Origin of the sequence: Klebsiella sp. RCJ4 (assembly GCF_009025755.1) — a bacterium.
Lineage (GTDB): Bacteria > Pseudomonadota > Gammaproteobacteria > Enterobacterales > Enterobacteriaceae > Klebsiella > Klebsiella michiganensis.
This window is the reverse complement of the sequence record NZ_WCIN01000041.1, coordinates 206,891-231,783: the sequence shown is the minus strand read 5'-3', so window position 1 is coordinate 231,783 and position 24,893 is coordinate 206,891. Positions and strand designations below refer to the sequence as shown.

The following is a 24,893-nucleotide window of genomic DNA, read 5'->3' as shown; positions in this document are numbered from 1 at the left end:
GCCATGAATATTGTTCTGCCCGGTTCATATAGCATCTATAGTGCACAATATTAAAGTTTTAAATGGGAAAATAACACCCTGTCTTATCTCCCCTCTTTAACCACGCTCAGCGCATTCTTCTTTATAGCGGCTGTCACGCCAATTCACATTAAAGCCAGCCGGCCCGAATAAAAAATTCACACTCATGACTCAAGCCGTTATCACTGAAGATAACCTTCATTTTATTAAGTTTGTATGAAATTAAATATTTCACACATTAGCACTCTGGATTAATTTAATTTAAGGGTGTTAGTATTTCTTCCGTGGGTAATAGCCCCACTAATAACAATTAATCAGACTTAACAAGGAATACCAATGAAAGAATTAACTATTGGCGAAATGGAATCTATTTCTGGTGGTTTTAATCTGCTCGGTTTTGCTAACAGCATTACCAGCTTTATTGTTGATAATGGAAACTATCTGAGCGATTTTATTACCTCAGCAGGTGCCACTATCGCCAATGCCATCGTTAACGATACCGTTGAGTTCGCTAAATTCCTTACCGGCGCATCTGACTGGGAGAACTACGTTGCCGCAAGCAATGAGAACTGGAGCAATGCTGTGCACAACCTGTCGGGCGAGTGGAACACTTTCACTAACAGCATCACCGCCTAATATCGGTTAGTCATTCCCGGGGCAGGATTCTTCCTGCCCTTTTTTTGCCTACCGTAAGCCCTCTCGGCACGAAGATGAGAGAATCGTCTGCGCCTCTGGTTTTAACCCACCAGCATCGCCTGAGCGCTATAGAGCAAATCCAGATGATCGCGGCATAGTGCCTCAATCGAGGTTCTTGACTGATGGCTGGTTAAACTCAGCGCTCCCCAGTATAGCCCTTCCCGATCTGACAGCGGCACGGCCAGGACCAGCATGCCAATTTCAAACTCCTGCTCAATCGCGGCGTATCCCTGGCGACGAACCTGAGCGATCTTTTCCATTAACGCCGCCACGTCCGTCACCGTATAGGGCGTACGCTGCTCGCGGCGGATCCGCTGCAAAACGGTTTCACACTCGGCTTCCTCTAACGAAGCCAGCCATAGTCGCCCTCCGGCGGTACAGTAAATCGGCACTCTCTCCCCCAGACGCACTGAAGTCGAGTTAAACGGCGTGTGTTTACTGCGGGCGATATACACCAGCTCATCATCATCGATCACGCCGACCGAAGCGTGCTCTTCCGTCCGGCTGGCGATGTACTCCACGATCGGTCGTACCATGCGTGGGAACTGCGCCGAATCGACATACGCCTGCCCCAGCCTTAACGCTTTAGGCGTTAGCCAGTAATGGCGTCCGTCGGTTTGCAGATAGCGCTCATGGAGCAGGGTAAGGAAAAAGCGCCGCGCGGCGCTTTGCGTCAGGCCGCTCATTTTCGCCGCCTGCGGCACGGTGAGCCGGGGGAACTCTTTTGAAAATAGCTGGATCAGCGCCAGCCCTTTTTGCAGGCCGACGATCAGATCGCGGGTATGAATCTGGTTTTGCATACTTGTTCACACTTTCGCAACAATACAATCAGTTTAGCGCGATTATCGCAGTGGTAGTGCGATTAACAACCAGTATGGCCGAATTCTGCGTTGTCGCTCTCAGCTTCCGCTGAAATACTTTCACAACATTCATTTAACAAAATGAGGTTTGAAATGGTCAGTGGATTCACTCAGGTCGTCGCCGTCATCGGCCACCCGATTACCCAGGTTAAGTCGCCGGAGAATTTCAACCGCTTCTTTGCTGACCAGCAGATGGACAGCGTCATGATCCCGGTTGATATCGCCCCCGAAGCCGTTACTGACTTTCTGCAGGCCCTGCGCGGCTGGCACAACATGAGCGGCGTCCTGGTCACCGTTCCGCACAAACAGCGGGCCGCCGCCCTGGTCGACGAGTTAACCCCGCGAGCTCAGCACCTTAATGCCATTAACGTCATCCGTAAGCTGGCCGATGGCCGTTTACAGGGCGATATGCTCGACGGCGTCGGTTTTCAGCTTGCCGCAGAGGCGCACGGCTTTAGCGCCGGCGGTAAAAAGGGGCTGCTCTCCGGCTGCGGCGGCGTCGGCAGCGCTATCGCGTGGGGGCTTTGCGAAGCGGGCATCCGCCAGTTGGCCCTTTATGATCAGAATCCCGCCACCCTTCAGCTGCTGCATAACCGGCTGGCCACCCATTTTCCGCACGTTCATCTCGTCGACCTGCCCGCTACGCTTGCCGGCCTGGATTTGCTGGTGAATGGTTCCCCGGCGGGAATGGCCGGTTTCGAGCCGTTGCCGCTGCCGCAGTCGCTGCTGGAAACCCTTCCGCTATCCACGCATGTCGCCGACGTGGTGACCGCCCCGATCATCACCCCGCTCCTCGCCTTCGCCCGGGATCGCGGCTGCGCGATCCAGACCGGGCCGGAGATGGCGCTGGCGCAGATGAAACTGATGGGGCAATTCATCGGCGCCATTGCGCAGGAACAAGGAGCGGCGGCATGAAAAGCTGGGATGTCATCGTTATCGGCAGCGGCGCCGCAGGCTTTGCCGCGGCGGTGACCGCCAGCTGTAAGGGACTGTCGGTACTGATGCTGGAAAAAGCCCCGCAGTTTGGCGGCACCTCCGCCATTTCCGGCGGCGCGGTGTGGATCCACGATAGCGATCAGGCGCGGAAAATGGCCGTGGGCGGCAGCCCGCAGGCTATCGAAACCTATCTGCGGACGATTATCGGTGAGCCTCATTATCGTCAGGATCTGGTGGATGCCTTTATCGCTTCAGGGCGTGAGGCGCTGGCATTTCTTGAAAAAGAGGGCGCGGTGAAATATAGCCTGCGCCCGCTCTCTCCGGATTATTACCCGGATGAGCCCGGCGCCGTCGATGTCGGGCGGGCGCTGGAGGTGGTGGAGTTTGACGGACGGGAACTGGGTGCGCATTTTCGCGACCTCCGCTCTCCCCCACCGGGAATGCTGCTGTTTGGCGGGATGATGGTTAACCGGGTTGATATCCAGCACTTTCTCGATATGCGCCGCTCCCCGCGCTCGTTCGCGCACTGCTGCAGACTGCTGCTGCGCTTCGGTCGCGATCGCCTGCGGTACCCTCGCGGTACCCGCCTGGCGATGGGCAACGCGCTGATCGCCCGCATGGCGACGCTCGCCTTTCGCAAAGGTATGCAGCTCAGGCTCAACGTCAACGTGCTTTCGCTGAGCGAACGCAATGGCGAGGTGACCGGTGTAGTAATTGAGCGCGAGGGTCAAAAGCAGGCTCTTGAAGCCCGCTGCGGGGTGGTACTGGCGGCGGGTGGTTTTGCCGCAGGCAGGCTGGCTGAACGCTATCGCCCCCAGACCCGCGAGCACTACACCATGTCCGCCGCCAACGACGGCGCCGCGCTGCGCCTTGCCGCCGCGGTCAATGCCCGGGAAGGGGCTGACCTGCCGTCTAACTTTTTCTGGGCGCCGGTCTCGGTTTTACAGCATCCCGACGGCACGCAAGAGCGCTTCCCTCACCTGGTCACCGATCGCGCCAAACCCGGAGTGATTGCCGTCAACCAGCGCGCGGTGCGCTTCGTGAACGAATCTAACTCTTATCACCACTTCGCCAGCGCCATGCAAAGCCGGGCAGAAAATGCGCCCTGCTTTCTGATTTGCGACGCCCTGGCCATGAAGCGCTACGGCCTCGGCCTGGCGCGCCCTGCCCCGGTCAATAACGACGCGCTGGTGAAAGCGGGCTATCTGCATAAGGCCGATACGCTGCCTGAACTGGCGCAGCGGCTCGGCCTGGATCCGCAGACGCTCGCTGACACGGTGGCACGCTACAACCGCGATGCCGCTCAGGGCCTCGATCCGGCGTTCACCAAAGGCGGCAACAGCTATAACCGCGCGATGGGCGACCCCGGCCACCGGCCAAACGCCTGTAACGCTCCGCTGACCCGCGCGCCGTTTTATGCCGTCACCCTCTATACCGGCGATCTCGGTACCTCGCGCGGCCTGGTCACTACCGCCGATGCTCAGGTCATTAACCAGCACGGTGAGCCGATCAAAGGCCTCTATGCCGTGGGTAATGATATGGATTCGATGATGGCCGGAACCTACCCCGGCCCAGGTATTACGCTCGGTCCGGCGCTCACCTTCGGCTATCTCTCAGCCAGCCATATGGCGCAACAACACGCACTATAAACAGGAGAAAATCATGATCTATGAAAAACGCACCTACACCATCAATCCGCTGAAAATGGCCGACTGGCTGGCGCTGTACAAAAGCGATGCTTACGCCGTGCAAACCGAGCACCTCGGTAAGCTCATCGGCTTCTTCTTTACCGAAATTGGCGTGGTCAATCAGGTGGTGCATATCTGGGCCTATGAAAGTCTGGACGATCGCCTGGCGCGTCGGGCGCGCATGACGCAGGACGAACGCTGGCTGACGTTCTCGCGCAAAAACCGCGAGCTGGCCGCCGTCGAGCGCCTGGAGTCGGTGCTTCTGCGCCCCACTGATTTTTCACCACTGCAATAAGGAGAGGGTCATGAGCGGGCAGATGAACGTGGATGTTCTGGTCGTCGGCTCCGGCGCGGCGGGGCTCTCTGCCGCCGTCACCGCCGCGCTCGGCGGCGCCAGCGTACTGGTTGCGGAGAAAGAGTCGGTCATTGGCGGCACCAGCGCCTGGTCCGGCGGCTGGCTGTGGATCCCGCGTAACCCGCTGGCTCGTGAAGAAGGGATTGAAGAAGAGCCCGGCGCGCCGCTCGCTTATTTACGCCATGAAATGGACGGTGAGCCTGCCGATGCGCGTCTGCTTGCCTTCTTACAGTACGGACCGGAGATGATCGACTTTTTCCGCCGCCGCACCGCCGTGCAGTTTCTTTCCGGCAGCAAAATGCCCGATTTTCACGCTTCACCGGGCGCTGCGCTGGGCGGCCGCTCGGTCACGGCGCAGCCTTTTGACGGACGGCTGCTGGGCGACTGGCTGCATCGCCTGCGGCCTCCGCTGGAGACCATCAGCCTTGCGGGTATGGGCATTGCCGGCGGCACGGACATGGCGCACTTTTTCAACGCGACCCGCTCACCGGGCTCGGCGCTGTATGCGACCCGCCGCCTGCTGCGTCACGGCTGGCAGCGGCTGCGCGCCGGTCGCGGACAGCATCTGGTTAACGGCAACGCGCTGGTCGCCCGCCTGCTGCGTTCGGCGCTGGATGCGGGGGTTAATTTTCAGCTTAACGCGCCGGTAGAACGTCTGCTTACCGACAACAACGGCGTTGCAGGCGCCATATTACGCAGCGACGGCGGCGCGCTGGAGGTTCGCGCCGGCGCGGTGATCCTCGCCTGCGGAGGCTTTCCTCACGACAGGCAGCGTCTGGCCGAAAATGTGCCGCACGCCGCCAGCGGCTACGGCCACTTCTCCGCCGCGCCCCCGGGCAATCAGGGGGATGGCATTCGGCTCGGCGAAGCGGTCGGCGGCCAGTTTGATACCTCACTCAGGCACGCCATGGCCTGGGCGCCGGTGTCGCGCGTTACCCTCGCCAGCGGACTGCAGCTGCCGTTCCCGCATCTGGTTGAGCGCGCCAAGCCCGGCTTTATCGCCGTGTTGCCCAACGGTAAACGCTTCACCAATGAGGCCGACTCTTATCATGATTTTATTGCCGCGCTGCTGGACGCGACGCCGCCGGGCGAAACGCCGCAGGCGTGGCTAATTGCCGACGGCCGTGCGCTGCGGCGCTACGGATTGGGCCATGCTCGCCCCTTCCCGTTTACCCCCGAGGCCTGGCGACGGACCGGCTATCTGTACGTGGGTGAGACGCCGGAAGCGCTGGCGAAAACATGCGCCATCAATCCGCAGCAGCTAACGGAAACGATCGCCCGATTTAACGGCTTTGTAGACCAGGGAGAGGATAAGGATTTTCGGCGCGGCGCCTCGGCCTATAACCGCGCGCAGGGTGACGCCAGCCGCTCGCCCCACCCCACGCTCGGGAAACTCAGCCATGGGCCTTTTTATGCGGTACGCATATTGCCCGGCTCGCTGGGTTCCTTCAGTGGATTAATCACCGATGAAAATGCCCGTGTTCTCAACGCCCAGCGGCAGCCGATCCAGGGGCTTTTCGCCATCGGCAACGATATGTCGAGCGTGATGCGGGGATTCTATCCCAGCGGCGGTATCACGCTGGGTCCGGCCATGACTTTTGGCTATCTGGTCGGAAAAAACCTGGCAGAAAATCTTAATAAACCAACGCAGTAAAAGCATTCCACCAGGGACGGCAATACGCATAACAACAATCACCTGCAACTGTACTGGAGTCCTTTATGAACATGCGAACCCTCTCACTCGCCGCGCTTACCCTCCTCGACGTTCCGCCGCCGGAACAGGTACGCATTGCGGCCCAGGCCGGATTCACCCACGTTGGTCTGCGCCTGCTTCCCGCAACCCCGTCAGATCCGGATTACGACATGCTCGGCGACACCGCCGCCGTACGCGATACCCTGGCGGCGCTGATGGAAACCGGCGTTCGCGTTTCGGACGTTGAGATCGTCCGCCTGACGCCCGATTTTTCAGTGGACGCTCGTTTGCAGCTTTTTTTTACTACCGCCGCGCGCCTTGGCGCAAAGCAGGTTTTAGTGGCAGGAAACGATGATAACCGCGCGCGCAGCGCGGAAAATCTCGCCCGACTTGCCGAAGCCGGCCAGGAGCATGGATTAATCATGAACCTGGAGCCCATGCCCTGGACCCACCTGCGCACCATTGCCGAAGCCCGGGCGCTTATCACCGCCAGCGGCCGCAGCGATATCGGTATTTTGATTGACGCTATTCACTTCTGGCGGGCCGGCGAATCCCTGTCCACGATCGCGGCGCTACCGCAAAATTGCCTCAACTATATGCAGCTTTGCGATGCCTCACCGCAACCCCCCGCTGACGAGCAGGAGCTGATTTACCAGGCCCGCGCCGCTCGCCAGGTCCCCGGCGAAGGCGGACTCGACCTGCACGGTCTGATGGCGGCGCTTCCGGTCACGCTGCCGGTATCCATCGAGGTCCCGCTAAGCGGCGATCGGGGTGCGCTGCCGGCGCTCGCTCGCGCTCAGCTACTGTTTAACGCCGCGCAGTCCTACCTGCGCCCTTGCGCATAAGGAGAGTCCCATGACACAGACTCAACGCCTGGACGTCAGGGAGTTAATCAACGCCAATCCGCTAAGCCGCTTTCAGAAGCTGGTGGTGTTTTTAGGCTTCTGCGTTATCGCGCTGGACGGCTTTGATATCGCCATCATGGGATTTATCGCCCCGACGCTGAAGCAGGAATGGGGAGTAAGCAATCACCAACTCGGTTTTGTCATCAGCGCCGCGCTGATAGGCCTGGCGCTGGGGGCCATTTTCTCCGGGCCGCTCGCCGACTGGCTGGGACGGAAAAAAATTATCATTAATAGCGTCTTCTTCTTCGGCTTCTGGACCATCGCCACCGCCCTTTCACAAAATATTGAGCAAATGATGGTTTTCCGCTTCCTGACCGGGCTGGGATTAGGCGCCGCCATGCCGAATATCGGCACCCTGGTGTCAGAGTATGCGCCGGAGCGCCAGCGCTCGTTCCTGATTACAATTATTTTTTGCGGCTTCACCTTTGGCGCGGCGGCGGGCGGTTTCTCCGCATCCTGGCTAATCCCGCAGTTTGGCTGGCACTCGCTGATGCTGCTTGGCGGGATCCTCCCGCTGCTGTTCGCTCCGGTCCTGATCTGGCTGTTACCGGAATCGGTGCGTTTTCTGGTCGTTAAGCGCGCGCCTGCCGAACGTATTCGGCGGATTATGCAGCGCCTCTATCCGGGACAAATCCCCGATGAGGCCGAGTTCAGCCTCCCGGCCCAGCCCGTTCAGGCAAATGCCATGCGCATCGTTCTCTCTCGCCAGTATCGCTTCGGTTCGATGATGCTCTGGCTGGTTTACTTTATGGGCCTTTTTTTGGTTTACCTCCTCGGCAGCTGGCTACCGACGCTGGTAAAAGAGGTGGGCTTAACGGTCGGCCAGGCGGCGGTAATGACCGCAATGTACCAGGCGGGAGGAACCCTTGGCTCGCTGTTTGCGGGCTGGCTAATGGACCGGATCAACCCACATCGGGCGCTCGGGTTGATTTACGCGGTTGGCGGCCTGTTTACGATGGCGATGGGCTATGCCGCGGCAAGCTTTGCGCTCATCTGCCTGCTGGCGTTTATCAGCGGAGCCTGCTTAAACGGCGCCAATACCGGCATGAACGCGCTCTCCGCCCGCTACTATCCTACCGAAGCACGGGCTACCGGCTCCAGCTGGATGCACGGCGTTGGCCGCATGGGCGCGATCCTGAGCGCCTTTGCCGGGGCGGAGATGCTGGCGCTGAATATCAGCTTCGAAAGCGTTTTCCTGATCCTTGGCATTCCCGCCGCGATAACCGTCGCCGGGCTGGCGGCCAAAGGTATTTTCGCGGCTGGCCCGACGGCAAGAGCCACCGCGTCAACCGCGCCCGTCAGAAGTACATTTTAAACGTTGACGCTAAGGCAGGCGTGTTTCAAAAACGCGCCTGCCAAAAAAAGAAAAATTAATTTCATTTAAATGAACAATGAAAAATAAAAATGCCATGCAGTATCGATTCACTTCACAAAATCACAGCGCAAAATCATTAAATACATACAAAAAACAAATCAAACATCGTTCAGAAAAACACTTAATAACCTTATCAATCAGAATGACTTGATAGCTGTAGCCAAAAAATTTACGGCTCAATTTTTACGGTTTTTCGATCCGCCTCGCATATACAGAAATTAAATTCCAAACAACCATTGAAATGAAATAAATATTTCCTTATGTTCTGGCTGATATTCAGGATAAGGTCGTGCCGGTGGAACTGGCGCAGAGGTCCTGACTTGTCCTTCCAGACAAAGGAATTGACCATGAGTGAACAGCAGATTCTTCTCTCTCCCGCGGCAGCACGCGTCGATAAGCTAAGCTGGGCTACCCGAATCGCTTACGGCGGCGGCGATACCGCCTGTAACGTCGTTTTCGGCATGATCGGCACGGTTTTAACCCTGTTTTATACCGACTATGTCGGCATCAGCATCGCCACCGTTGGCCTGGTGATGCTGATCTCACGTCTGTTTGACGGCGTTTCCGATGTCATCATGGGCCTGATGGTGGAACGCACGAACTCTCGCTGGGGTAAATCACGCCCCTGGCTGCTGTGGATGAGCGTGCCCTACGCCGTATCGGCAATTTTACTGTTCACCGTCCCGCAGACCACCGGCACGCTGCAGTTTCTCTATCTGCTGGTCGCCTATAACTTCTGCACCACCGTGTGCTATACCGCCATCAACCTCCCCTACGGCAGCCTCTCTGCGATGATGACCCGCGCCTCCTGGGAAAGGGATATGCTCAGCATCACCCGAATGTCGATGTCGCCTTTTGGTCGTATTCTCGCCGTTGCCTGCACATTGCCGCTGGTGAAGTACTTTGGCGACGATCAGGCGGCGTGGATCAAAACCATGTCTATTTGGGCTTTTCTGGCGCTGCTGTTGCTGCTGTTTTGCTTTTATAAATGCGAAGAGAAGGTGGTCATCAAAGCGCGAGAGAAACAGGGAAACGTACCGGTAAAAACCCAGCTTTCCGCGCTTTTTCGTAACCAGTACTTCTGGGCCAGCGCCATCCTGTGGACCGCGCAAAGCGTGTACTACACCGTGGTAGGGATCGCGCTGCCTTACTACTGCCGCTACGTGCTCGGCGACGATACCTTCTATAGCTCCATTTTCGTTGCCGAAACCGCCTGCATTATTATTTTCACCTTCCTGAGCTCCGTGCCCATCCGCAAATACGGTAAACGCAACGTTGCCCTCTGCGGCATCGTGCTGGCGACCATCGGCCAGGTGCTGTTTATGTTTAACTCTGATGATTACCACTGGGCGCTGGCAAACGCGATTATTCGCGGTATTGGCTTCGCCCCGCTGAACGCCGTGCTGTTCGGCTTCTGCGGCGATGCCGTCGAATTCGGCCAGTGGAAAACGCGCGTCAGACAGGAAGGGATGATCTTCTCCGCCGGTTCCGTTGGGACGAAACTCGGCGCAGGTATTGCCGCCGCGGTTATCTCCGGCCTGCTGAGCATGGCGGGTTACGTCAGCTCCAGCAGCGGATCCGGCGTTCAGCCGCAAAGCGCTATCGACATGATTAACCACGTTTATCTCTACGGCTCTTTCTTCCTGTGGATCGTGGTCATTATCACCCTGCTGTTTTATCGCCTGGATAAGCAATACCCGCAGATCATGCATGACCTGAAAGAACGCGAAGCCCGTGGCGAGATGTAAAACCTTAGAACCAGGCCCGCGCTCGGCGAGCGCGGGTACACAGAAGAACATCTGAAATCCGTAGGATCTCTATCATTGAGGAGTGCACCATCATGTTAAACGGCATGAAACCCTTATCCCGCTCCCTGCGCTGGGGCATGGTCGGCGGCGGCGGCACCAGCCAGATTGGCTACAGCCACCGCTGTGCGGCGCTTCGCGACAACGTCTTTACTCTGCTCGCCGGCGCGCTTGATATCGATGCCGAGCGCGGTCGTCAATTCGGCGAGCAGCTCGGCATCGCTCCTGAACGCTGCTACGCCGATTACCAAACGCTGTTCGCGGAGGAGGCCAAACGCCCTGACGGCATTGAAGCCGTATCGGTCACCACGCCGAACAATACTCACTTCGCTATCACTAAAGCGGCGCTTGAAGCCGGGCTGCACGTGATTTGCGAAAAACCGCTGTGCTTTACCGCCGACGAAGCGCGCGAGCTGCTGGCGCTAAGCAAAAAGCAGAATAAAATTATCGGCGTCACGTACGGTTATGCCGGACACCAGATGATCCAGCAGGCGCGGCAGATGATAGCGGAAGGGAAGCTCGGCGAGATCCGCATTATTAATATGCAGTTCGCCCACGGTTTTCATAATGAAGCCGTTGAGCTGCAGGCTGAATCCACCCGCTGGCGGGTAACGCCCAAATATGCCGGCCCTAGCTATGTGCTGGGGGATCTGGCAACCCACCCGCTATTTATTGCCGAGACGATGGTGCCGAACCTGAACATCACCCGCCTGATGTGCGCGCGTCAAAGCTTCGTCAAATCTCGCGCGCCGCTGGAAGATAACGCCTTTGTGCTGATGGAATATAACAACGGCGCCGTTGGCTCACTGTGGACCAGCGCGGTCAACAGCGGCGCGATGCACTCGCAAAAAGTCCGCGTTATTGGCGAAAAAGCCAGCATCGAATGGTGGGATGAGCGTCCAAATCAGCTCAGCTATGAGGTACAGGGCGAACCGGCCCGCGTCCTCGAGCGCGGGATGCCCTATCTCAGCCAGCAGGCGCTGGCGGACGACCGCATTGGCGGCGGTCACCCTGAAGGGCTGTTCGAGGCGTGGGCCAACCTCTATCGCCGCTACGCTATCGCCATCGACGCGATGGATCGCGGGGACCAGGCGTTCCTGGAGACCTTCTGGTATCCGGACGTCGAAGCCGGTCTTCACGGCGTTTACTGGGTTGAGCAGTGCGTCAAATCCGCCGACGCAGGCGGCCAGTGGGTTGACTTTAACTGCCAATAACCGCTGAACACCAGTGGAGGCCCCTCCACTGGTTTTTTCTTTCTACCGTACTCACCTCATCATGCAACACAGTCGTAATATCTGTTAAACAAACATTTATTTACGCTTCTGTTTCCCCCCACTACACTATGCGCAGTTTTTATATTGAGGTGGTAATGAACGATAATAAAATGACGCCAGGCGAACTGCGTGCGACCTGGGGTTTGGGGACCGTATTCTCTTTGCGCATGCTCGGCATGTTTATGGTCCTGCCGGTTCTGACCACTTACGGCATGGCGTTACAGGGCGCAAGCGAAGCCCTTATCGGACTGGCAATTGGTATTTACGGGCTGGCCCAGGCGCTGTTCCAGATACCTTTCGGGCTGCTTTCTGACCGCATTGGCCGTAAGCCGCTGATCGTCGGCGGCCTGTTAATCTTCGTTGTCGGCAGCGTTATCGCCGCGCTTTCTGACTCTATCTGGGGCATTATTCTTGGCCGCGCGCTGCAGGGCTCCGGGGCGATTGCCGCTGCGGTCATGGCGCTGCTTTCCGATTTAACCCGCGAGCAAAACCGCACTAAAGCCATGGCGTTTATCGGCGTCAGCTTTGGCGTCACCTTTGCTATCGCTATGGTTCTCGGGCCTGTCGTTACCCACCAGCTCGGCCTGCACGCCCTGTTCTGGATGATTGCTCTCCTGGCGACGCTCGGCATCCTGCTGACGCTATGGGTTGTGCCGAACAGCCAGAATCACGTGCTGAACCGCGAGTCCGGTATGGTGAAAGGCTGCTTCAGCAAAGTTCTTGCCGAACCAAAACTCCTGAAGCTCAATTTCGGCATTATGTGCCTGCATATCATGCTGATGTCCACGTTTGTCGCTCTGCCGGGCCAGCTTGAGGCCGCCGGTTTCCCCGCCGCCGAGCACTGGAAAATCTATCTGGTCACCATGCTGGTCTCATTTGTCGCGGTGGTGCCGTTTATTATCTACGCCGAAGTGAAGCGCAAAATGAAGCGCGTCTTCCTGCTGTGCGTCGCCATCCTGCTGATTGCTGAAATCGTACTCTGGGGTGCCGGAGGCTATTTCTGGGAGCTGGTCGCCGGCGTTCAGCTATTTTTCCTCGCGTTTAACCTGCTGGAAGCGCTGCTGCCGTCGTTGATCAGCAAAGAATCACCGGCCGGATATAAAGGCACCGCGATGGGCATTTACTCCACCAGCCAGTTCCTTGGCGTGGCCATCGGCGGAGCGCTCGGCGGCTGGGTGGATGGCTTTTTTGATTCGCAAACCGTCTTCCTGCTCGGCGCCCTGCTGGCGATGCTGTGGCTGCTGGTGGCCAGCACCATGAGCGAGCCGCCCTACGTTAGCAGCCTGCGGGTCGAAATCCCGGAGGATATCGCCGCGGACAAAATGCTCGAAGCGCGCTTACGGGCTAAAGAGGGCGTCAAAGAGGTGCTGGTGATTAGCGAAGAGCGTTCGGTGTATATCAAAATCGACAGCAAGATCACTAACCGCTTTGAAATTGAGCAGGCAATCAAAGGGATATAAAAGCGAGCACCTTTGTTCAGGCAGGCAAAAACGGTTCTGAGCGGTGCTTTGTGTCCTGCCGGGCGGCGGCTAACGCCGAGCCCGGCCGACAGACGGGACTCTTTTAATCGCGGAAGTTTTTGAACTGGAACGGCTGGCCTAAATCACCACCGCGCACCAGCGCCATAACCGCCTGCAGGTCGTCGCGAGATTTACCGGTAACGCGAATCTCTTCGCCCTGGATCTGCGCCTGTACTTTCAGCTTGCTGTCTTTAATCAGCTTGACGATTTTTTTCTGCGTCGCGCTCTCAATGCCCTGCTTCAGCTTCGCATCGACAAACCAGGTTTTACCGCTGTGCACGAACTCGTCCGGCACTTCGATAGAACTGCCCTCAATTCCGCGTTTCAGCAGCTTGGCGCGCAGAATATCCAACAGCTGGTTAATCTGGAAATCAGACTCGCTGAGGACCTTGATGGTCTCGTTTTTTTCGTTCAACTCAAAGCTCGCTTCGACGTTACGGAAATCAAAACGCGATTCAACTTCGCGGGTCGCGTTCTCTACGGCGTTTCGAACTTCCTGAAGATCGACTTCAGAGACAATATCGAAAGATGGCATCTTTTCCTCTCCTTCAGTTTCTTTTGCGTTGCATAATACCCGCAACGCGACATAACTCAACTTGTTATCCCGAAAGGATAACTGATAACGCTATACTTTAGCCATGAGCACCTGATGCAGCACTCACAGGTGAGGAGGAATAATGAAAGTAACCGTACTCGGATGCGGTGCACTGGGACAGTTATGGCTAACTGCGCTGTACAAACACGGACATGAAGTCCAGGGCTGGTTACGCGTCCCACAGCCATTCTGTAGCGTCAATGTGATTGAAACCGACGGCAGCGTGTTTAATGAATCGTTTACCGCTAACGATCCTGATTTTCTCGCCAGCAGCGACCTGCTGCTGGTCACCCTCAAAGCCTGGCAGGTCTCTAACGCGGTAAAAAACCTGAGCGCCATCCTGCCGTCGTCAGTACCTGTTCTGCTCATGCACAACGGTATGGGTACCGTTGACGAGCTTAAGAGCCTCAAACAGCCGCTGCTTCTGGCTTCGACAACGCAGGCGGCCCGCCGCGACGGCAACGTGATCGTCCACGTCGCCAACGGCACCAGCCATATTGGCCCGGCGAAAGCCTATCCTGAGGATTATAGCTATCTCGCCGATGTACTGCAGAGCGTGCTGCCCGACGTCGCCTGGCATAACAATATCTACCCCGCGACCTGGAGCAAGCTGGCGGTAAACTGTGTGATTAACCCGCTGACGGCGTTAAAAAACTGTCAGAACGGCGATTTACGCGAATACCCGCAGGAGGTCGCCGCGATTTGTTATGAAGTTGCGGCGGTGATGGATCGCGAGGGGATGCATACCTCGCCGGAAAACCTGTTATTCTATGTACATCAGGTTATTGAAAGTACGGCAGAAAATACCTCCTCCATGCTGCAGGATATTCTCGCCCAGCGCCATACGGAAATCGACTATATCACCGGTTATCTGTTAAAACGCGCCCGAGCCCACGGTATCGCCGTACCTGAGAATACCCGCCTGTTTGAACTGGTAAAGCGTAAGGAGAATGAATATGAGCGCGTCGGCACTGATTTGCCTCGCCCCTGGTAGCGAAGAGACCGAAGCGGTCACCACCATGGATTTACTCGTTCGCGGAGGCGTAAAGGTCACGACCGCCAGCGTTGCCAGCGATGGCAGCCTGACCATTGTCTGCTCGCGCGGCGTTAAGCTGCTGGCCGATGCGCCGCTGGTCGAAGTGGCCGATGGCGATTTCGATATCCTTGTTCTACCCGGCGGCATTAAGGGTGCGGAGTGCTTTCGCGACAGCCCGCTGCTGGTTGAAACAGTACGTCAATTCCATCTTTCCGGGCGCATCGTTGCGGCGATTTGCGCCGCGGCGCCGACCGTGCTGGTGCCGCACAACCTTTTCCCCATCGGCAATATGACCGGCTTTCCGGCGCTGAAAGAACGCATTCCCGCCGAGCAGTGGCAGGATAAGCGCGTCGTCTGGGACGCTCGCGTTAAGTTGCTCACCAGCCAGGGGCCGGGAACCTCAATTGATTTCGCCTTGAAGATGATCGACCTGCTGGTTGGACGCGAAAAAGCGCACGAAGTCGCTTCACAGCTGGTGATGGCGGCAGGAATTTATAACTACTACGAATAAATGCAAAACGGCAACCCAGGGTTGCCGTTTTCATGATTGCGCCTTGCTCCTGAAGAACTAGGGGCGATATACCTTCACGTTTTCAAAGCCCTGCTCGCGCAGATACAGCGCCTGCAGGCGGCTCATCACCCCACGCTCGCACCACAGCAGCCAGGTTTTACACTGGTCGAGATCGCCAAATTTGGTGCTCAGCTTATAGAACGGCAGAGAAACCACGTCCACGCCTTCCACCTTCAGCGGCTTATCGTCCTGCTCGTCGATAGAGCGGATATCGAGGATCGCGTCGTCAGGGCCAAAACCGCTGACGGTTTCCACTTCCACTACGTCCTGCTCGGTCTGCTGAGCGATATCGCGGATATCAATGTTGCTCGCTTCCGCCACCACTTTCTCAAGGATGCTGAAATCGAAGTGCTCTTCTTCCGCCTCGATCTTCGCCTTCACCGCTTTCACGGTGGGGCTCTTCGAGATAACGCCGCAGTATTCCGGCATGGTGCGGGCAAAATCTTCGGTGCCGATTTCACGCGCGAGGTCAATAATGTGCTCTTTATCGTGCGAAATCAGCGGACGCAGAATCAGCGTGTCCGAGACGTTGTCGATCAGGCGCAGGTTGGTCAGCGTCTGGCTGGAAACCTGGCCTAACGCCTCGCCGGTGACCAGCGCCTGGACGCCGTAGCGCTCGGCGACTTTTGACGCCGCGCGCACCATCATCCGCTTGAGCACCACGCCCATCTGACCGTCGTCGACTTTCTCCAGGATCTCACCCACCACCGGCTCGAAGTTAATCGCCACGAAGCGCACGCGGTGTGAGCTGCCGAAGCGGTTCCACAGATAGTGCGCGACCTGACGCACGCCGATTTCATGGGCCGCGCCGCCGAGGTTAAAGAAGCAGTAATGCACGCGGCAGCCGCGGCGCATCAGCATATAGCTGGAAACGCCGGAGTCGAAACCGCCGGAAATGAGCGACAGCACGTCTTCCTGGGTGCCGATCGGGAAACCGCCGATACCTTCGTAGCGCCCTTTAACCAGCAGCAGGCGATCGTTTTCGATCTCGAGGTTAACCGTCACATCGGGGTCGGTCAGCTTCACCCGCGCCGTTTCAATATGCTGGTTCAAACCGCCGCCGACGTAGCGCTCCACTTCGATTGAGGTAAACTCATGCTTACCGCGACGCTTAACGCGCACGCAGAACGTTTTACCTTCCAGCGCGTCACGCCACAGCGGCAGCGTCTGCTCGAAAATATCGTGCAGAGAGGTATAAGGAACGTCTTCGACTTCCAGAATATGGTGGATACCGGGGATACGGGTCAGGGCATCGCGAATAGCCGGACGCTGGTTTTCATCCTTCGCCCGGACCTCGATATGATCCCAGTGACGAACGACGGCAAGCGTCTCATCATAGTTTTTGAGAACGTTACGAATGTTCCCGGTTAAAATTTTAATGAAGCGCAATCGCACAGATTGGCTTTTGATGGTGATTTCCGGGAACAATTTAATGATAAACTTCATGGCGACACTATTCGTTGGCAAGCCCGACGGGGCTTTAAGCATAAAAAGTTGTACAGGCGCGACTGGCGTCTGCATCCAGGGCGCGGAGTATACCACTATTGGACGCTTTTCACCTGGCATTGCGCGTTATTTGATTAACCGCGCGACTTCGTTACCATATTGATAGCCATCGAGACATTACAAGAGTCTATATTCACTATGCCAAAGAAAAATGAGGCCCCGGCCAGCTTTGAAACCGCCCTGGGCGAGCTGGAGCAAATTGTTAATCGTCTGGAAAGCGGCTCGCTGCCGTTAGAAGAAGCGCTCGGCGAATTCGAGCGCGGGATCCAGCTGGCGCGCCAGGGGCAGGCAAAGCTGCAGCAGGCCGAACAGCGCGTACAAATTCTGCTGGCGGATAGCGAAGACGCGCCGCTTACCCCTTTTACGCCGGACGCTGAATAAATGGACTTCCCGCAACAGCTACAGGCGTGCGTCGAGCAGGCTAACGAAGCGCTGCGCCGTTTTATCGCTCCGCAGCCCTTTCAGAACACTCCGCTGGTCGAAGCCATGCAGTATGGCGCACTATTAGGCGGCAAACGCCTGCGCCCGTTCCTGGTTTACGCGACCGGCGATATGTTTGGCGTTAGCCGCGCTACGCTGGATGCCCCTGCCGCCGCCGTCGAATGCATCCATGCCTATTCGCTGATGCACGATGATCTCCCGGCGATGGACGATGACGATTTACGCCGCGGCCAGCCGACCTGCCATATAAAATTCGGCGAAGCGAACGCAATTCTTGCCGGAGACGCCCTACAAACGCTGGCGTTTTCTATACTGAGTGATGCGCCGATGCCGGAAGTGCCGGATCGCGATCGCCTGGCGATGATTTCTGAGCTGGCCCAGGCCAGCGGCATCGCCGGTATGTGCGGCGGTCAGGCGCTGGATCTGGAAGCGGAAGGCCATCAGGTTGATCTGACGTCGCTGGAGCGAATTCACCGCCATAAGACCGGCGCGTTGATTCGCGCCGCGGTACGAATGGGCGCGCTGAGCGCAGGTGAAGCCGGACGCAGGGCGCTACCCGCTCTCGATCGCTACGCCGAGAACATCGGTCTCGCCTTCCAGGTCCAGGATGACATTCTCGACGTGGTAGGGGATACTGCCACACTTGGCAAACGTCAGGGAGCCGACCAGCAGCTGGGCAAAAGTACCTACCCCGCCCTTTTGGGACTCGAGCAAGCCCGGAAAAAGGCCTTTGACCTGATTACCGACGCCCGCCGGTCGCTAACTGAGCTGGCCGCGCAATCTCTGGATACCACGGCACTGGAAGCGCTCGCGAATTACATAATTCAGCGTGATAAATAAACAATAAATGAGTCTCTGATGAGTTTTGATATTGCCAAATACCCGACCCTGGCGCTGGTGGATTCCACCCAGGAGTTGCGTTTGTTGCCGAAAGATAGCCTGCCGAAACTGTGCGACGAACTGCGGCGTTATCTGCTGGACAGCGTCAGCCGCTCCAGCGGACACTTTGCCTCCGGGCTCGGTACGGTAGAACTAACCGTGGCGCTGCACTACGTCTACAACACGCCTTTCGATCGCCTAATCTGGGACGTCGGCCACCAGGCTTACCCGCATAAAATTCTGACCGGACGCCGCGATCGGATTGGCACCATCCGCCAGAAAGGCGGGCTGCACCCCTTCCCGTGGCGCGGAGAAAGCGAGTATGACGTCCTGAGCGTCGGCCACTCGTCGACCTCCATCTCTGCCGGAATCGGCATAGCTATCGCCGCAGCCAAAGAGGATAAGCAGCGCCGCGCGGTTTGCGTAATCGGCGACGGGGCGATAACCGCCGGGATGGCGTTTGAAGCGATGAACCACGCTGGCGATATCAAACCCGATCTGCTGGTGGTGCTCAACGACAACGAAATGTCGATCTCCGAGAACGTCGGTGCGCTAAACAATCATCTGGCGCAGCTGCTCTCCGGCAAACTCTACTCCACGCTGCGCGAAGGCGGCAAAAAGGTCTTCTCTGGCGTGCCGCCGATTAAAGAGCTGCTCAAACGCACCGAGGAACATATCAAAGGGATGGTGGTTCCGGGGACCCTGTTTGAAGAGCTGGGCTTTAACTACATTGGGCCGGTGGACGGTCATGATGTTATCGGTCTGGTAAATACGCTGAAGAATATGCGTGACCTGAAAGGGCCGCAGTTCCTGCATATTATGACCAAAAAAGGCCGCGGCTATGAGCCCGCCGAAAAAGACCCGATCACCTTCCACGCGGTGCCAAAATTCGATCACACCAGCGGCGTGCTGCCGAAAAGCAGCGGCGGCCTGCCCTCTTACTCGAAAATCTTTGGCGACTGGCTGTGCGAAACCGCCGCGAAAGATGACAAACTGATGGCCGTCACGCCAGCGATGCGCGAAGGTTCCGGGATGGTCGAGTTCTCGAAAAAATACCCCGACCAGTACTTCGACGTGGCCATTGCCGAGCAGCACGCGGTGACCTTTGCCGCCGGCCTGGCGATCGGCGGCTATAAGCCGGTGGTGGCGATCTACTCCACCTTCCTGCAGCGCGCCTACGATCAGGTGATTCACGATGTCGCCATCCAGAAGCTGCCGGTGCTGTTCGCTATCGACCGTGCGGGTATCGTCGGCGCCGATGGGCAAACCCATCAGGGCGCGTTTGATATCTCCTTCCTGCGCTGCATTCCTGACATGGTCATCATGACCCCCAGCGATGAGAACGAGTGCCGCCAGATGCTGTATACCGGTTATCACTACAACGACGGCCCGAGCGCGGTGCGCTATCCGCGCGGCTCCGGTACCGGCGCGGCGTTTGAACCGCTGGCCTCGCTGCCTATCGGTAAAGGCGTGGTGAAACGCGAAGGTGAAAAAATCGCGATTCTGAACTTCGGCACGCTGCTGCCGCAGGCGGCAAAAGTCGCGGAAAAGCTTAACGCCACCCTGGTGGATATGCGCTTTGCCAAACCGCTGGATGAAGCGCTGGTGCTACAGCTGGCTGCAGAACACGAAGTGCTGGTCACCCTGGAAGAGAATGCCATTATGGGCGGTGCGGGCAGCGGCGTGAATGAGCTGCTGATGTCCCGCCGCCGCGCGGTTCCTGTGCTCAATCTCGGCCTGCCTGATTTCTTTATCCCGCAGGGAACCCAGGAAGAAGCGCACGCCGACCTCGGCCTGGACGCAGCCGGAATAGAAGCCAAAATCCACGCCTGGCTGGCATAATTGCCGCCACCGCTCCTGCTATGCTTAAAGGATACCCTTTACCCGTAGCAGGAGCGCACTATGCACTATATCCCTCTTGGCGATACCGATCTCCGCGTTTCCCGACTCTGCCTCGGCTGTATGACCTTTGGCGAACCGGATCGCGGTAACCATGCATGGACCTTACCGGAAGAGAGCAGCCTCCCGCTGATAAAATACGCCCTTGAGGGCGGCATTAACTTCTTCGACACCTCGAATAACTACTCTGACGGCAGCAGCGAAGAGATCCTCGGGCGCGCGCTGCGTGAGTATGCTCGTCGCGATTCCGTGATCGTCGCCACCAAGGTTTACCATCAGGTGGGCGATCTGCCGCAGGGACTGTCGCGCGCGCAGATCCTGAGATCCATTGACGACAGCCTGCGCCGCCTCGGCATGGAGTATGTCGATCTGCTGCAAATCCATCGCTGGGATTACACCACGCCCATTGAAGAAACTCTCGAAGCGCTCAACGACGTCGTCAAGGTGGGTAAAGCCCGCTATATCGGCGCATCGTCAATGCATGCCCGCCAGTTTGCCCAGGCGTTAGCGCTACAGCGGCAGAATAACTGGGCCCGCTTCGTCACCATGCAGGATCACTACAATCTGATTTATCGTGAAGAAGAAAACGAAATGCTGCCGCTGTGCAGCCGTGAAGGCGTCGCGGTGATGCCGTGGAGTCCGCTGGCGCGCGGTCGCCTGACCCGTCCGTGGGGGGAAACCACCGCCCGTCTGGTATCCGATGAAGTCGGTAAGGCGCTCTACAATGCCACTGATGAGAATGATGAACTGATTGCGACAAACCTGGCCGAAGTCGCGGAAGAGCTTGACGCCAACCGCGCGCAGGTGGCGCTGGCCTGGCTATTGAGCAAGCCGGGCGTGGCCGCGCCGATTATCGGCGCCTCAAGGCAGGAGCAGCTGGATGAGCTGCTGCATGCGGTCGATTTAACGCTGACGCCGGATCAAATTGAAAAGCTGGAGACGCCGTATAAACCGCACCCGATTGTGGGGTTCAAGTAACGCGCGGTTCCCTGCCGATTCCCGGCTCGCGCTGCGCTTAGCCGGGCTACAGGTTCTGCTTCCGGGGGCGACGCAAAGCGCTGCCCGGGCGACTGACTCACCAACGCCTGCGGGCCGGTAGCCCGGACAGGTGCGCAGCACCGCCTCCGGGAAAAGCCTGCCTGCTCCATTTCCCAGAGGCGCCAGGCCAGCCGGGCCAGACTGGTTTAAAAAAGACCAATCGGCCAGTGGTGGCCAATCACGTACAGCACCCCGGCGGAAATCACCCCGGCGACAATATCGTCCACCATGATCCCCATCCCGCCGTGGATATTGCGGTCGAACCAGCGGATGGGCCACGGCTTCCACATATCAAAGAGGCGGAAAATCACAAATCCGGCGGCGACCCACTGCCAGTCCATCGTCGGTAGAGCCATCAGGGTGATCCACATCCCGACAAACTCATCCCAGACAATGCTGCCATGATCGTGGGTACCCATATCTTTCGCCGTACGGTGGCAAATATAGACGCCAATGCAGATGCTCATCATCACCGCCAGCGAATAGAGCTGCCAGGGGAGTAAGGTCAGCAAATACCAGAAGGGGATCGACGCCAGCGATCCCATAGTGCCGGGAACCACGGGGCTAAGGCCGCTGCCAAATCCCGTTGCCAGCAGATGCCAGGGGTTGCTCATCTTCAGGCGGCTTTTCGCCACATCTCTACTACGCGCCAAAATGATCGTATCCCTTAAAATCGAACGTGACGGGCTTACCTTCGCGCGTGAACTGCAGACCTTCCGATTCCGGCAGGATCTGCCCAATGCAGGTAAAACGCGCGCCGAGGTTGGCAAGGGCCACGTCCAGCGCCCCGCGATTGAGTTCAGGTACGGTAAAGCACAGCTCGTAATCTTCACCGCCGGAGAGCGCCCAGCGCAGCGCCTGCTCAGGCTCAACCTGGCGCAGCATCGCATCCGAGAACGGCATCGCATCAAGATCGACGCGCGCGCCGCAGCCGCTGGCCTTGAGAATATGCCCCAGGTCAGAAATCAGGCCGTCGGAGAGATCGATGGCGGCGTTCGCCAAATCGCGCAGCGCCTGCCCCTGCAGAACCCGCGGCAGCGGACGCAGATGGCGCGCCAGGAGATAATCCGCGTCGGCGTCATCTTCAACCTGCAGCCGATCCTGCAAAATCGCCAGACCCGCGGCGCTGTCTCCCGGCGTGCCGGTGACGTAAATCCAGTCGCCATGCTTTGCCCCGGAGCGCTTCAAAGCGCGTCCCGTCGGCACATAGCCGTGAATACCCAGCGTCATCGACAGCGGTCCGCGCGTGGTATCGCCGCCAATGAGCTGCATATCGTAATAATTAAGCTGCACGAACAGGCTGTCGCTAAAGGCCTCAAGCCAGGCTTCGTCCGCTTCCGGCAGGGTCAGGGCCAGGGTTAGCCACGCCGGTTCAGCGCCCATTGCCGCCAGGTCGCTCAGGTTGACCGCCAGCGCTTTATAGGCGAGGTCGGCAGGGTCGATATCGGGTAAAAAATGGTTTCCCGCCACCAGGGTGTCGGTGCTGATTGCCAGCGTTTTTTTCTCGGGGATGTTCAGGAGCGCGCAGTCGTCGCCAATGCCGGTTTCAACATCAAGACGTGCGCTTTTTACGCGATCAAAATAACGGGCAATCAGGGAAAATTCGCCGCATGCCATACGTTATGCCTCAGAAAAAGAAAAGAATAAGGCCGGTTTGCAGAAGTGAGACTCTGCAAAAACCGGCCCTGGAATTTACTTTTTGTTGGGACGAATTACCGGGGCAGCTTTGTCCAGCACGCCGTTGACAAACTTATGGCTATCTTCAGCGCCAAAGGTTTTCGCCAGTTCGATGGCTTCGTTAATCGCAACTTTGTACGGTACATCGCTACGCTTTGACAGCTCAAACAGTGCGATACGCAGCACCGCTTTTTCCACCTGACCCAGCTCGTCCAGCAGACGAGAAAGATACGGCTTCATCAGGCCGTCGAGATACGCGCTGTTAGTCGCCACTCCGGACAGCAGTTCGCGGAAATACAGAACGTCTACATCTTTCACATCCTGTTCCGCCAGGAACTGGTATTCGACATCAGCGATGTCGTTTTTGGACAACTGCCAGGAGTAAAGCGCCTGGACAGCACACTCACGGGCGCGGCGACGAGCAGCAGGTTTCACGGAATTCCCCTTACAAAAATCAGGCCTTGATGGCTTTCAATACGTTAATCATTTCCAGCGCGGTCAACGCGGCTTCAGCGCCTTTGTTACCGGCTTTGGTGCCAGCGCGTTCGATGGCTTGTTCAATACTTTCTGTGGTCAGAACACCGAAGGCTACCGGGATTCCGCTGTCCTGAGCGACGTGCGCCAGGCCATTGCTTGCACCGCCAGCCACATATTCAAAGTGCGCGGTGCCGCCACGGATAACGGTACCCAGCGCGATCACTGCGTCATACTTACCGGTTTTCGCCAGTGCGTCAGCCGCCAGCGGCAGCTCATACGCGCCTGGAACCCAAACCACGGTAATGTTTTCATCTTTGACCTGGCCAATACGCTTCAGGGCGTCAATCGCGCCATCCAGCAGGCTGTCGTTGATAAAGTTGTTGAAACGCGCGATGGTGATGGCGACGCGAGCGTCCGGGGTAGCAACGTTAGCTTCAATAATGTTCATACTCTTCCTTCGGGTTCAGTTCATTTGGCCCCGCAAGGGGGGCGGATTCTATCATAATAATCGGCGCACTGCTTTCCCTTTTGTCCGGGGAAATCAAGCGTTCACTAAATGCAGGCAAATATCCGGGCCTACATGACGTATCTCATTGAATTTGAAATGGGGTGCTTGCTCAAGTTTCTCAAGCCCCGGCAGTACACATAATCCGCGCGCATCGCTGCCTAACAGTTTAGGCGCAATATAGACGATAAGCTCGTCCACCAGCCCGGCCTCCAGCAGCGCGCCGGCAAGGGTGGGGCCTGCTTCCACCCAGATCGAGTTAATTTGCTGTTTGCCCAGCAGCATCATCAGGACCACCAGATCCAGGCGACCGTTATGCTCCGGCACCAGCAGCGTGCGTACGTTCTCCGGCCACTGGCGTTCATCTGCACGGGTACGGGCAAACAGCGTTTCACCCACCTGCTCCACGATACGATGCTGCGGCGTGACGCGATTCTGACTATCGATAACGATGCGCAAAGGCTGGCGCAGGTTTTCCTGCGGGTACAGCGCCTGAGTGTCGGCGTTGAGCTCGTCCCAGCGTACGGTTAGCGCCGGGTCATCCGCCAGCACCGTCGCGCTGCTGGTCAGGATGGCGTGGCTTTGCGCGCGCAGGCGCTGCACATCGCGCCGCGCCTGCGGTGAGGTGATCCACTGGCTCTCTCCGCTGGCCATCGCCGTGCGCCCATCCAGCGATGCGCCCATTTTTAACTGAATCCAGGGAAAACCGGTGCGCATCCGCTTAAGAAAACCTTTATTCAGCGCCTCGGCTTCGTTCATCATCAGCCCGTGACTGACGTCGACCCCTTCCTGCTGCAAACGGTACAAACCGCGACCCGCGACCTGCGGGTTCGGATCCTGCATCGCCGCAACCACGCGGGTCACCCCTGCGGCAATCAGCGCCTCGCAGCACGGCGGCGTTCGCCCGTGATGGCTACAGGGCTCCAGCGTGACGTACGCCGTCGCGCCTTTCGCTTTTTCGCCCGCCATGCGCAGCGCGTGCACTTCCGCGTGCGGTTCACCGGCGCGATAGTGAAAACCTTCGCCGACGATCTGGCCATCTTTAACGATCACGCAGCCGACATTCGGGTTTGGGTGCGTGGTGAAGCGTCCGCGCGCGGCCAGCTTCAGCGCTCGCGCCATGTATATTTCATCCTGCATGGGC

Annotated in this window: 24 protein-coding genes; 16 read left to right on the top strand and 8 right to left on the bottom strand. The window is 57.8% G+C overall.

Annotation, left to right across the window (positions count from 1 at the left end):
* The first annotated feature begins 354 nt into the window (after window positions 1-354).
* A complete protein-coding gene (locus F8562_RS20000; RefSeq protein ID WP_014228178.1) occupies window positions 355-654 on the top strand; it encodes a hypothetical protein in 300 nt (99 codons plus the stop codon).
* Window positions 655-755: 101 nt separating this feature from the next.
* Here F8562_RS20000 and F8562_RS19995 read toward each other — a convergent pair whose 3' ends face one another.
* Window positions 756-1,514 carry an IclR family transcriptional regulator C-terminal domain-containing protein gene (locus F8562_RS19995; RefSeq protein ID WP_014228177.1) on the bottom strand — a complete coding sequence of 253 codons (759 nt, stop codon included), beginning with the start codon at window positions 1,512-1,514 and terminating at the stop codon, window positions 756-758.
* Window positions 1,515-1,667: 153 nt separating this feature from the next.
* Here F8562_RS19995 and F8562_RS19990 point away from each other — a divergent pair, with 153 nt between their 5' ends.
* The 9 genes from F8562_RS19990 to F8562_RS19945 all read left to right on the top strand — a co-directional run bounded on the left by F8562_RS19990 (window position 1,668) and on the right by F8562_RS19945 (window position 13,065).
* The gene (locus F8562_RS19990) at window positions 1,668-2,489 is read left to right on the top strand and encodes a shikimate dehydrogenase family protein (RefSeq protein WP_014837586.1); all 822 of its coding nucleotides are present in this window, start codon (window positions 1,668-1,670) and stop codon (window positions 2,487-2,489) included.
* Window positions 2,486-4,159 (top strand): FAD-dependent oxidoreductase, encoded by a 1,674-nt coding sequence (locus F8562_RS19985; RefSeq protein WP_014837585.1) that lies wholly within the window; start codon window positions 2,486-2,488, stop codon window positions 4,157-4,159. The genes F8562_RS19990 and F8562_RS19985 overlap by 4 nt, the downstream gene beginning before the upstream one ends.
* Before the next feature lie 13 nt (window positions 4,160-4,172).
* Window positions 4,173-4,493 carry an NIPSNAP family protein gene (locus F8562_RS19980; protein WP_014228174.1) on the top strand — a complete coding sequence of 107 codons (321 nt, stop codon included), beginning with the start codon at window positions 4,173-4,175 and terminating at the stop codon, window positions 4,491-4,493.
* Window positions 4,494-4,503: 10 nt separating this feature from the next.
* Window positions 4,504-6,207 (top strand): FAD-dependent oxidoreductase, encoded by a 1,704-nt coding sequence (locus F8562_RS19975; protein WP_014837584.1) that lies wholly within the window; start codon window positions 4,504-4,506, stop codon window positions 6,205-6,207.
* Window positions 6,208-6,272: 65 nt separating this feature from the next.
* Entirely contained in the window at window positions 6,273-7,091 is an 819-nt protein-coding gene (locus F8562_RS19970; protein ID WP_042944447.1) for a sugar phosphate isomerase/epimerase family protein, read from the top strand.
* 10 nt (window positions 7,092-7,101) lie between these two features.
* Complete coding sequence (locus F8562_RS19965) at window positions 7,102-8,466, top strand: MFS transporter (RefSeq protein WP_014228171.1); 1,365 nt, start codon at window positions 7,102-7,104, stop codon at window positions 8,464-8,466.
* 407 nt (window positions 8,467-8,873) lie between these two features.
* Window positions 8,874-10,274 (top strand): MFS transporter, encoded by a 1,401-nt coding sequence (locus tag F8562_RS19955; protein ID WP_014837581.1) that lies wholly within the window; start codon window positions 8,874-8,876, stop codon window positions 10,272-10,274.
* 92 nt (window positions 10,275-10,366) lie between these two features.
* Window positions 10,367-11,545 (top strand): Gfo/Idh/MocA family protein, encoded by a 1,179-nt coding sequence (locus F8562_RS19950; RefSeq protein WP_014228169.1) that lies wholly within the window; start codon window positions 10,367-10,369, stop codon window positions 11,543-11,545.
* A gap of 155 nt (window positions 11,546-11,700) precedes the next feature.
* Window positions 11,701-13,065, top strand: a complete 1,365-nt coding sequence (locus tag F8562_RS19945) for an MFS transporter (protein WP_014228168.1) — start codon at window positions 11,701-11,703, stop codon at window positions 13,063-13,065.
* Between the two features lie 103 nt (window positions 13,066-13,168).
* On the opposite strand, the gene F8562_RS19940 is transcribed toward F8562_RS19945, so the two are convergent.
* Window positions 13,169-13,660 carry a YajQ family cyclic di-GMP-binding protein gene (locus F8562_RS19940; protein ID WP_004129715.1) on the bottom strand — a complete coding sequence of 164 codons (492 nt, stop codon included), beginning with the start codon at window positions 13,658-13,660 and terminating at the stop codon, window positions 13,169-13,171.
* 142 nt (window positions 13,661-13,802) lie between these two features.
* Here F8562_RS19940 and panE point away from each other — a divergent pair, with 142 nt between their 5' ends.
* Window positions 13,803-14,714 carry a 2-dehydropantoate 2-reductase gene (gene panE / locus F8562_RS19935; protein WP_004848223.1) on the top strand — a complete coding sequence of 304 codons (912 nt, stop codon included), beginning with the start codon at window positions 13,803-13,805 and terminating at the stop codon, window positions 14,712-14,714.
* Window positions 14,677-15,267, top strand: a complete 591-nt coding sequence (gene yajL, locus F8562_RS19930; protein ID WP_014228167.1) for a protein deglycase YajL — start codon at window positions 14,677-14,679, stop codon at window positions 15,265-15,267. Before panE ends, yajL begins: the two co-directional genes overlap by 38 nt.
* Window positions 15,268-15,324: 57 nt before the next feature.
* On the opposite strand, the gene thiI is transcribed toward yajL, so the two are convergent.
* Window positions 15,325-16,773 (bottom strand): tRNA uracil 4-sulfurtransferase ThiI, encoded by a 1,449-nt coding sequence (gene thiI / locus F8562_RS19925; protein ID WP_014837579.1) that lies wholly within the window; start codon window positions 16,771-16,773, stop codon window positions 15,325-15,327.
* A 198-nt stretch (window positions 16,774-16,971) separates the two neighbouring features.
* Between thiI and xseB the strand changes: the two genes are divergently transcribed.
* Genes xseB through F8562_RS19905 form a run of 4 tightly spaced genes read left to right on the top strand, consistent with a single transcriptional unit; the run spans window position 16,972 to window position 21,030 of the window.
* On the top strand, window positions 16,972-17,214 hold the full coding sequence (gene xseB, locus F8562_RS19920; protein ID WP_004099468.1) for an exodeoxyribonuclease VII small subunit: 243 nt from the start codon (window positions 16,972-16,974) through the stop codon (window positions 17,212-17,214).
* The gene (gene ispA, locus F8562_RS19915; RefSeq protein WP_004848218.1) at window positions 17,215-18,114 is read left to right on the top strand and encodes a (2E,6E)-farnesyl diphosphate synthase; all 900 of its coding nucleotides are present in this window, start codon (window positions 17,215-17,217) and stop codon (window positions 18,112-18,114) included.
* A gap of 18 nt (window positions 18,115-18,132) precedes the next feature.
* Entirely contained in the window at window positions 18,133-19,995 is a 1,863-nt protein-coding gene (gene dxs / locus F8562_RS19910; RefSeq protein ID WP_004129698.1) for a 1-deoxy-D-xylulose-5-phosphate synthase, read from the top strand.
* A gap of 60 nt (window positions 19,996-20,055) precedes the next feature.
* Window positions 20,056-21,030 (top strand): aldo/keto reductase, encoded by a 975-nt coding sequence (locus F8562_RS19905; protein ID WP_014837578.1) that lies wholly within the window; start codon window positions 20,056-20,058, stop codon window positions 21,028-21,030.
* Window positions 21,031-21,236: 206 nt separating this feature from the next.
* On the opposite strand, the gene pgpA is transcribed toward F8562_RS19905, so the two are convergent.
* The 5 genes from pgpA to ribD all read right to left on the bottom strand — a co-directional run bounded on the left by pgpA (window position 21,237) and on the right by ribD (window position 24,889).
* Window positions 21,237-21,743, bottom strand: coding sequence for a phosphatidylglycerophosphatase A (gene pgpA / locus F8562_RS19900; RefSeq protein WP_004133926.1), 507 nt, complete (start codon window positions 21,741-21,743; stop codon window positions 21,237-21,239).
* Window positions 21,733-22,707, bottom strand: a complete 975-nt coding sequence (thiL, locus tag F8562_RS19895) for a thiamine-phosphate kinase (protein ID WP_014228164.1) — start codon at window positions 22,705-22,707, stop codon at window positions 21,733-21,735. Before thiL ends, pgpA begins: the two co-directional genes overlap by 11 nt.
* A 75-nt stretch (window positions 22,708-22,782) precedes the next feature.
* The gene (gene nusB, locus F8562_RS19890) at window positions 22,783-23,202 is read right to left on the bottom strand and encodes a transcription antitermination factor NusB (protein WP_004099457.1); all 420 of its coding nucleotides are present in this window, start codon (window positions 23,200-23,202) and stop codon (window positions 22,783-22,785) included.
* A 19-nt stretch (window positions 23,203-23,221) separates the two neighbouring features.
* Window positions 23,222-23,692, bottom strand: coding sequence for a 6,7-dimethyl-8-ribityllumazine synthase (gene ribE / locus F8562_RS19885; RefSeq protein WP_004129690.1), 471 nt, complete (start codon window positions 23,690-23,692; stop codon window positions 23,222-23,224).
* A 93-nt stretch (window positions 23,693-23,785) separates the two neighbouring features.
* Window positions 23,786-24,889: a bifunctional diaminohydroxyphosphoribosylaminopyrimidine deaminase/5-amino-6-(5-phosphoribosylamino)uracil reductase RibD gene (gene ribD, locus F8562_RS19880; protein WP_014837576.1), complete on the bottom strand. Its 1,104-nt coding sequence runs from the start codon at window positions 24,887-24,889 to the stop codon at window positions 23,786-23,788.
* Window positions 24,890-24,893 lie beyond the last annotated feature (4 nt).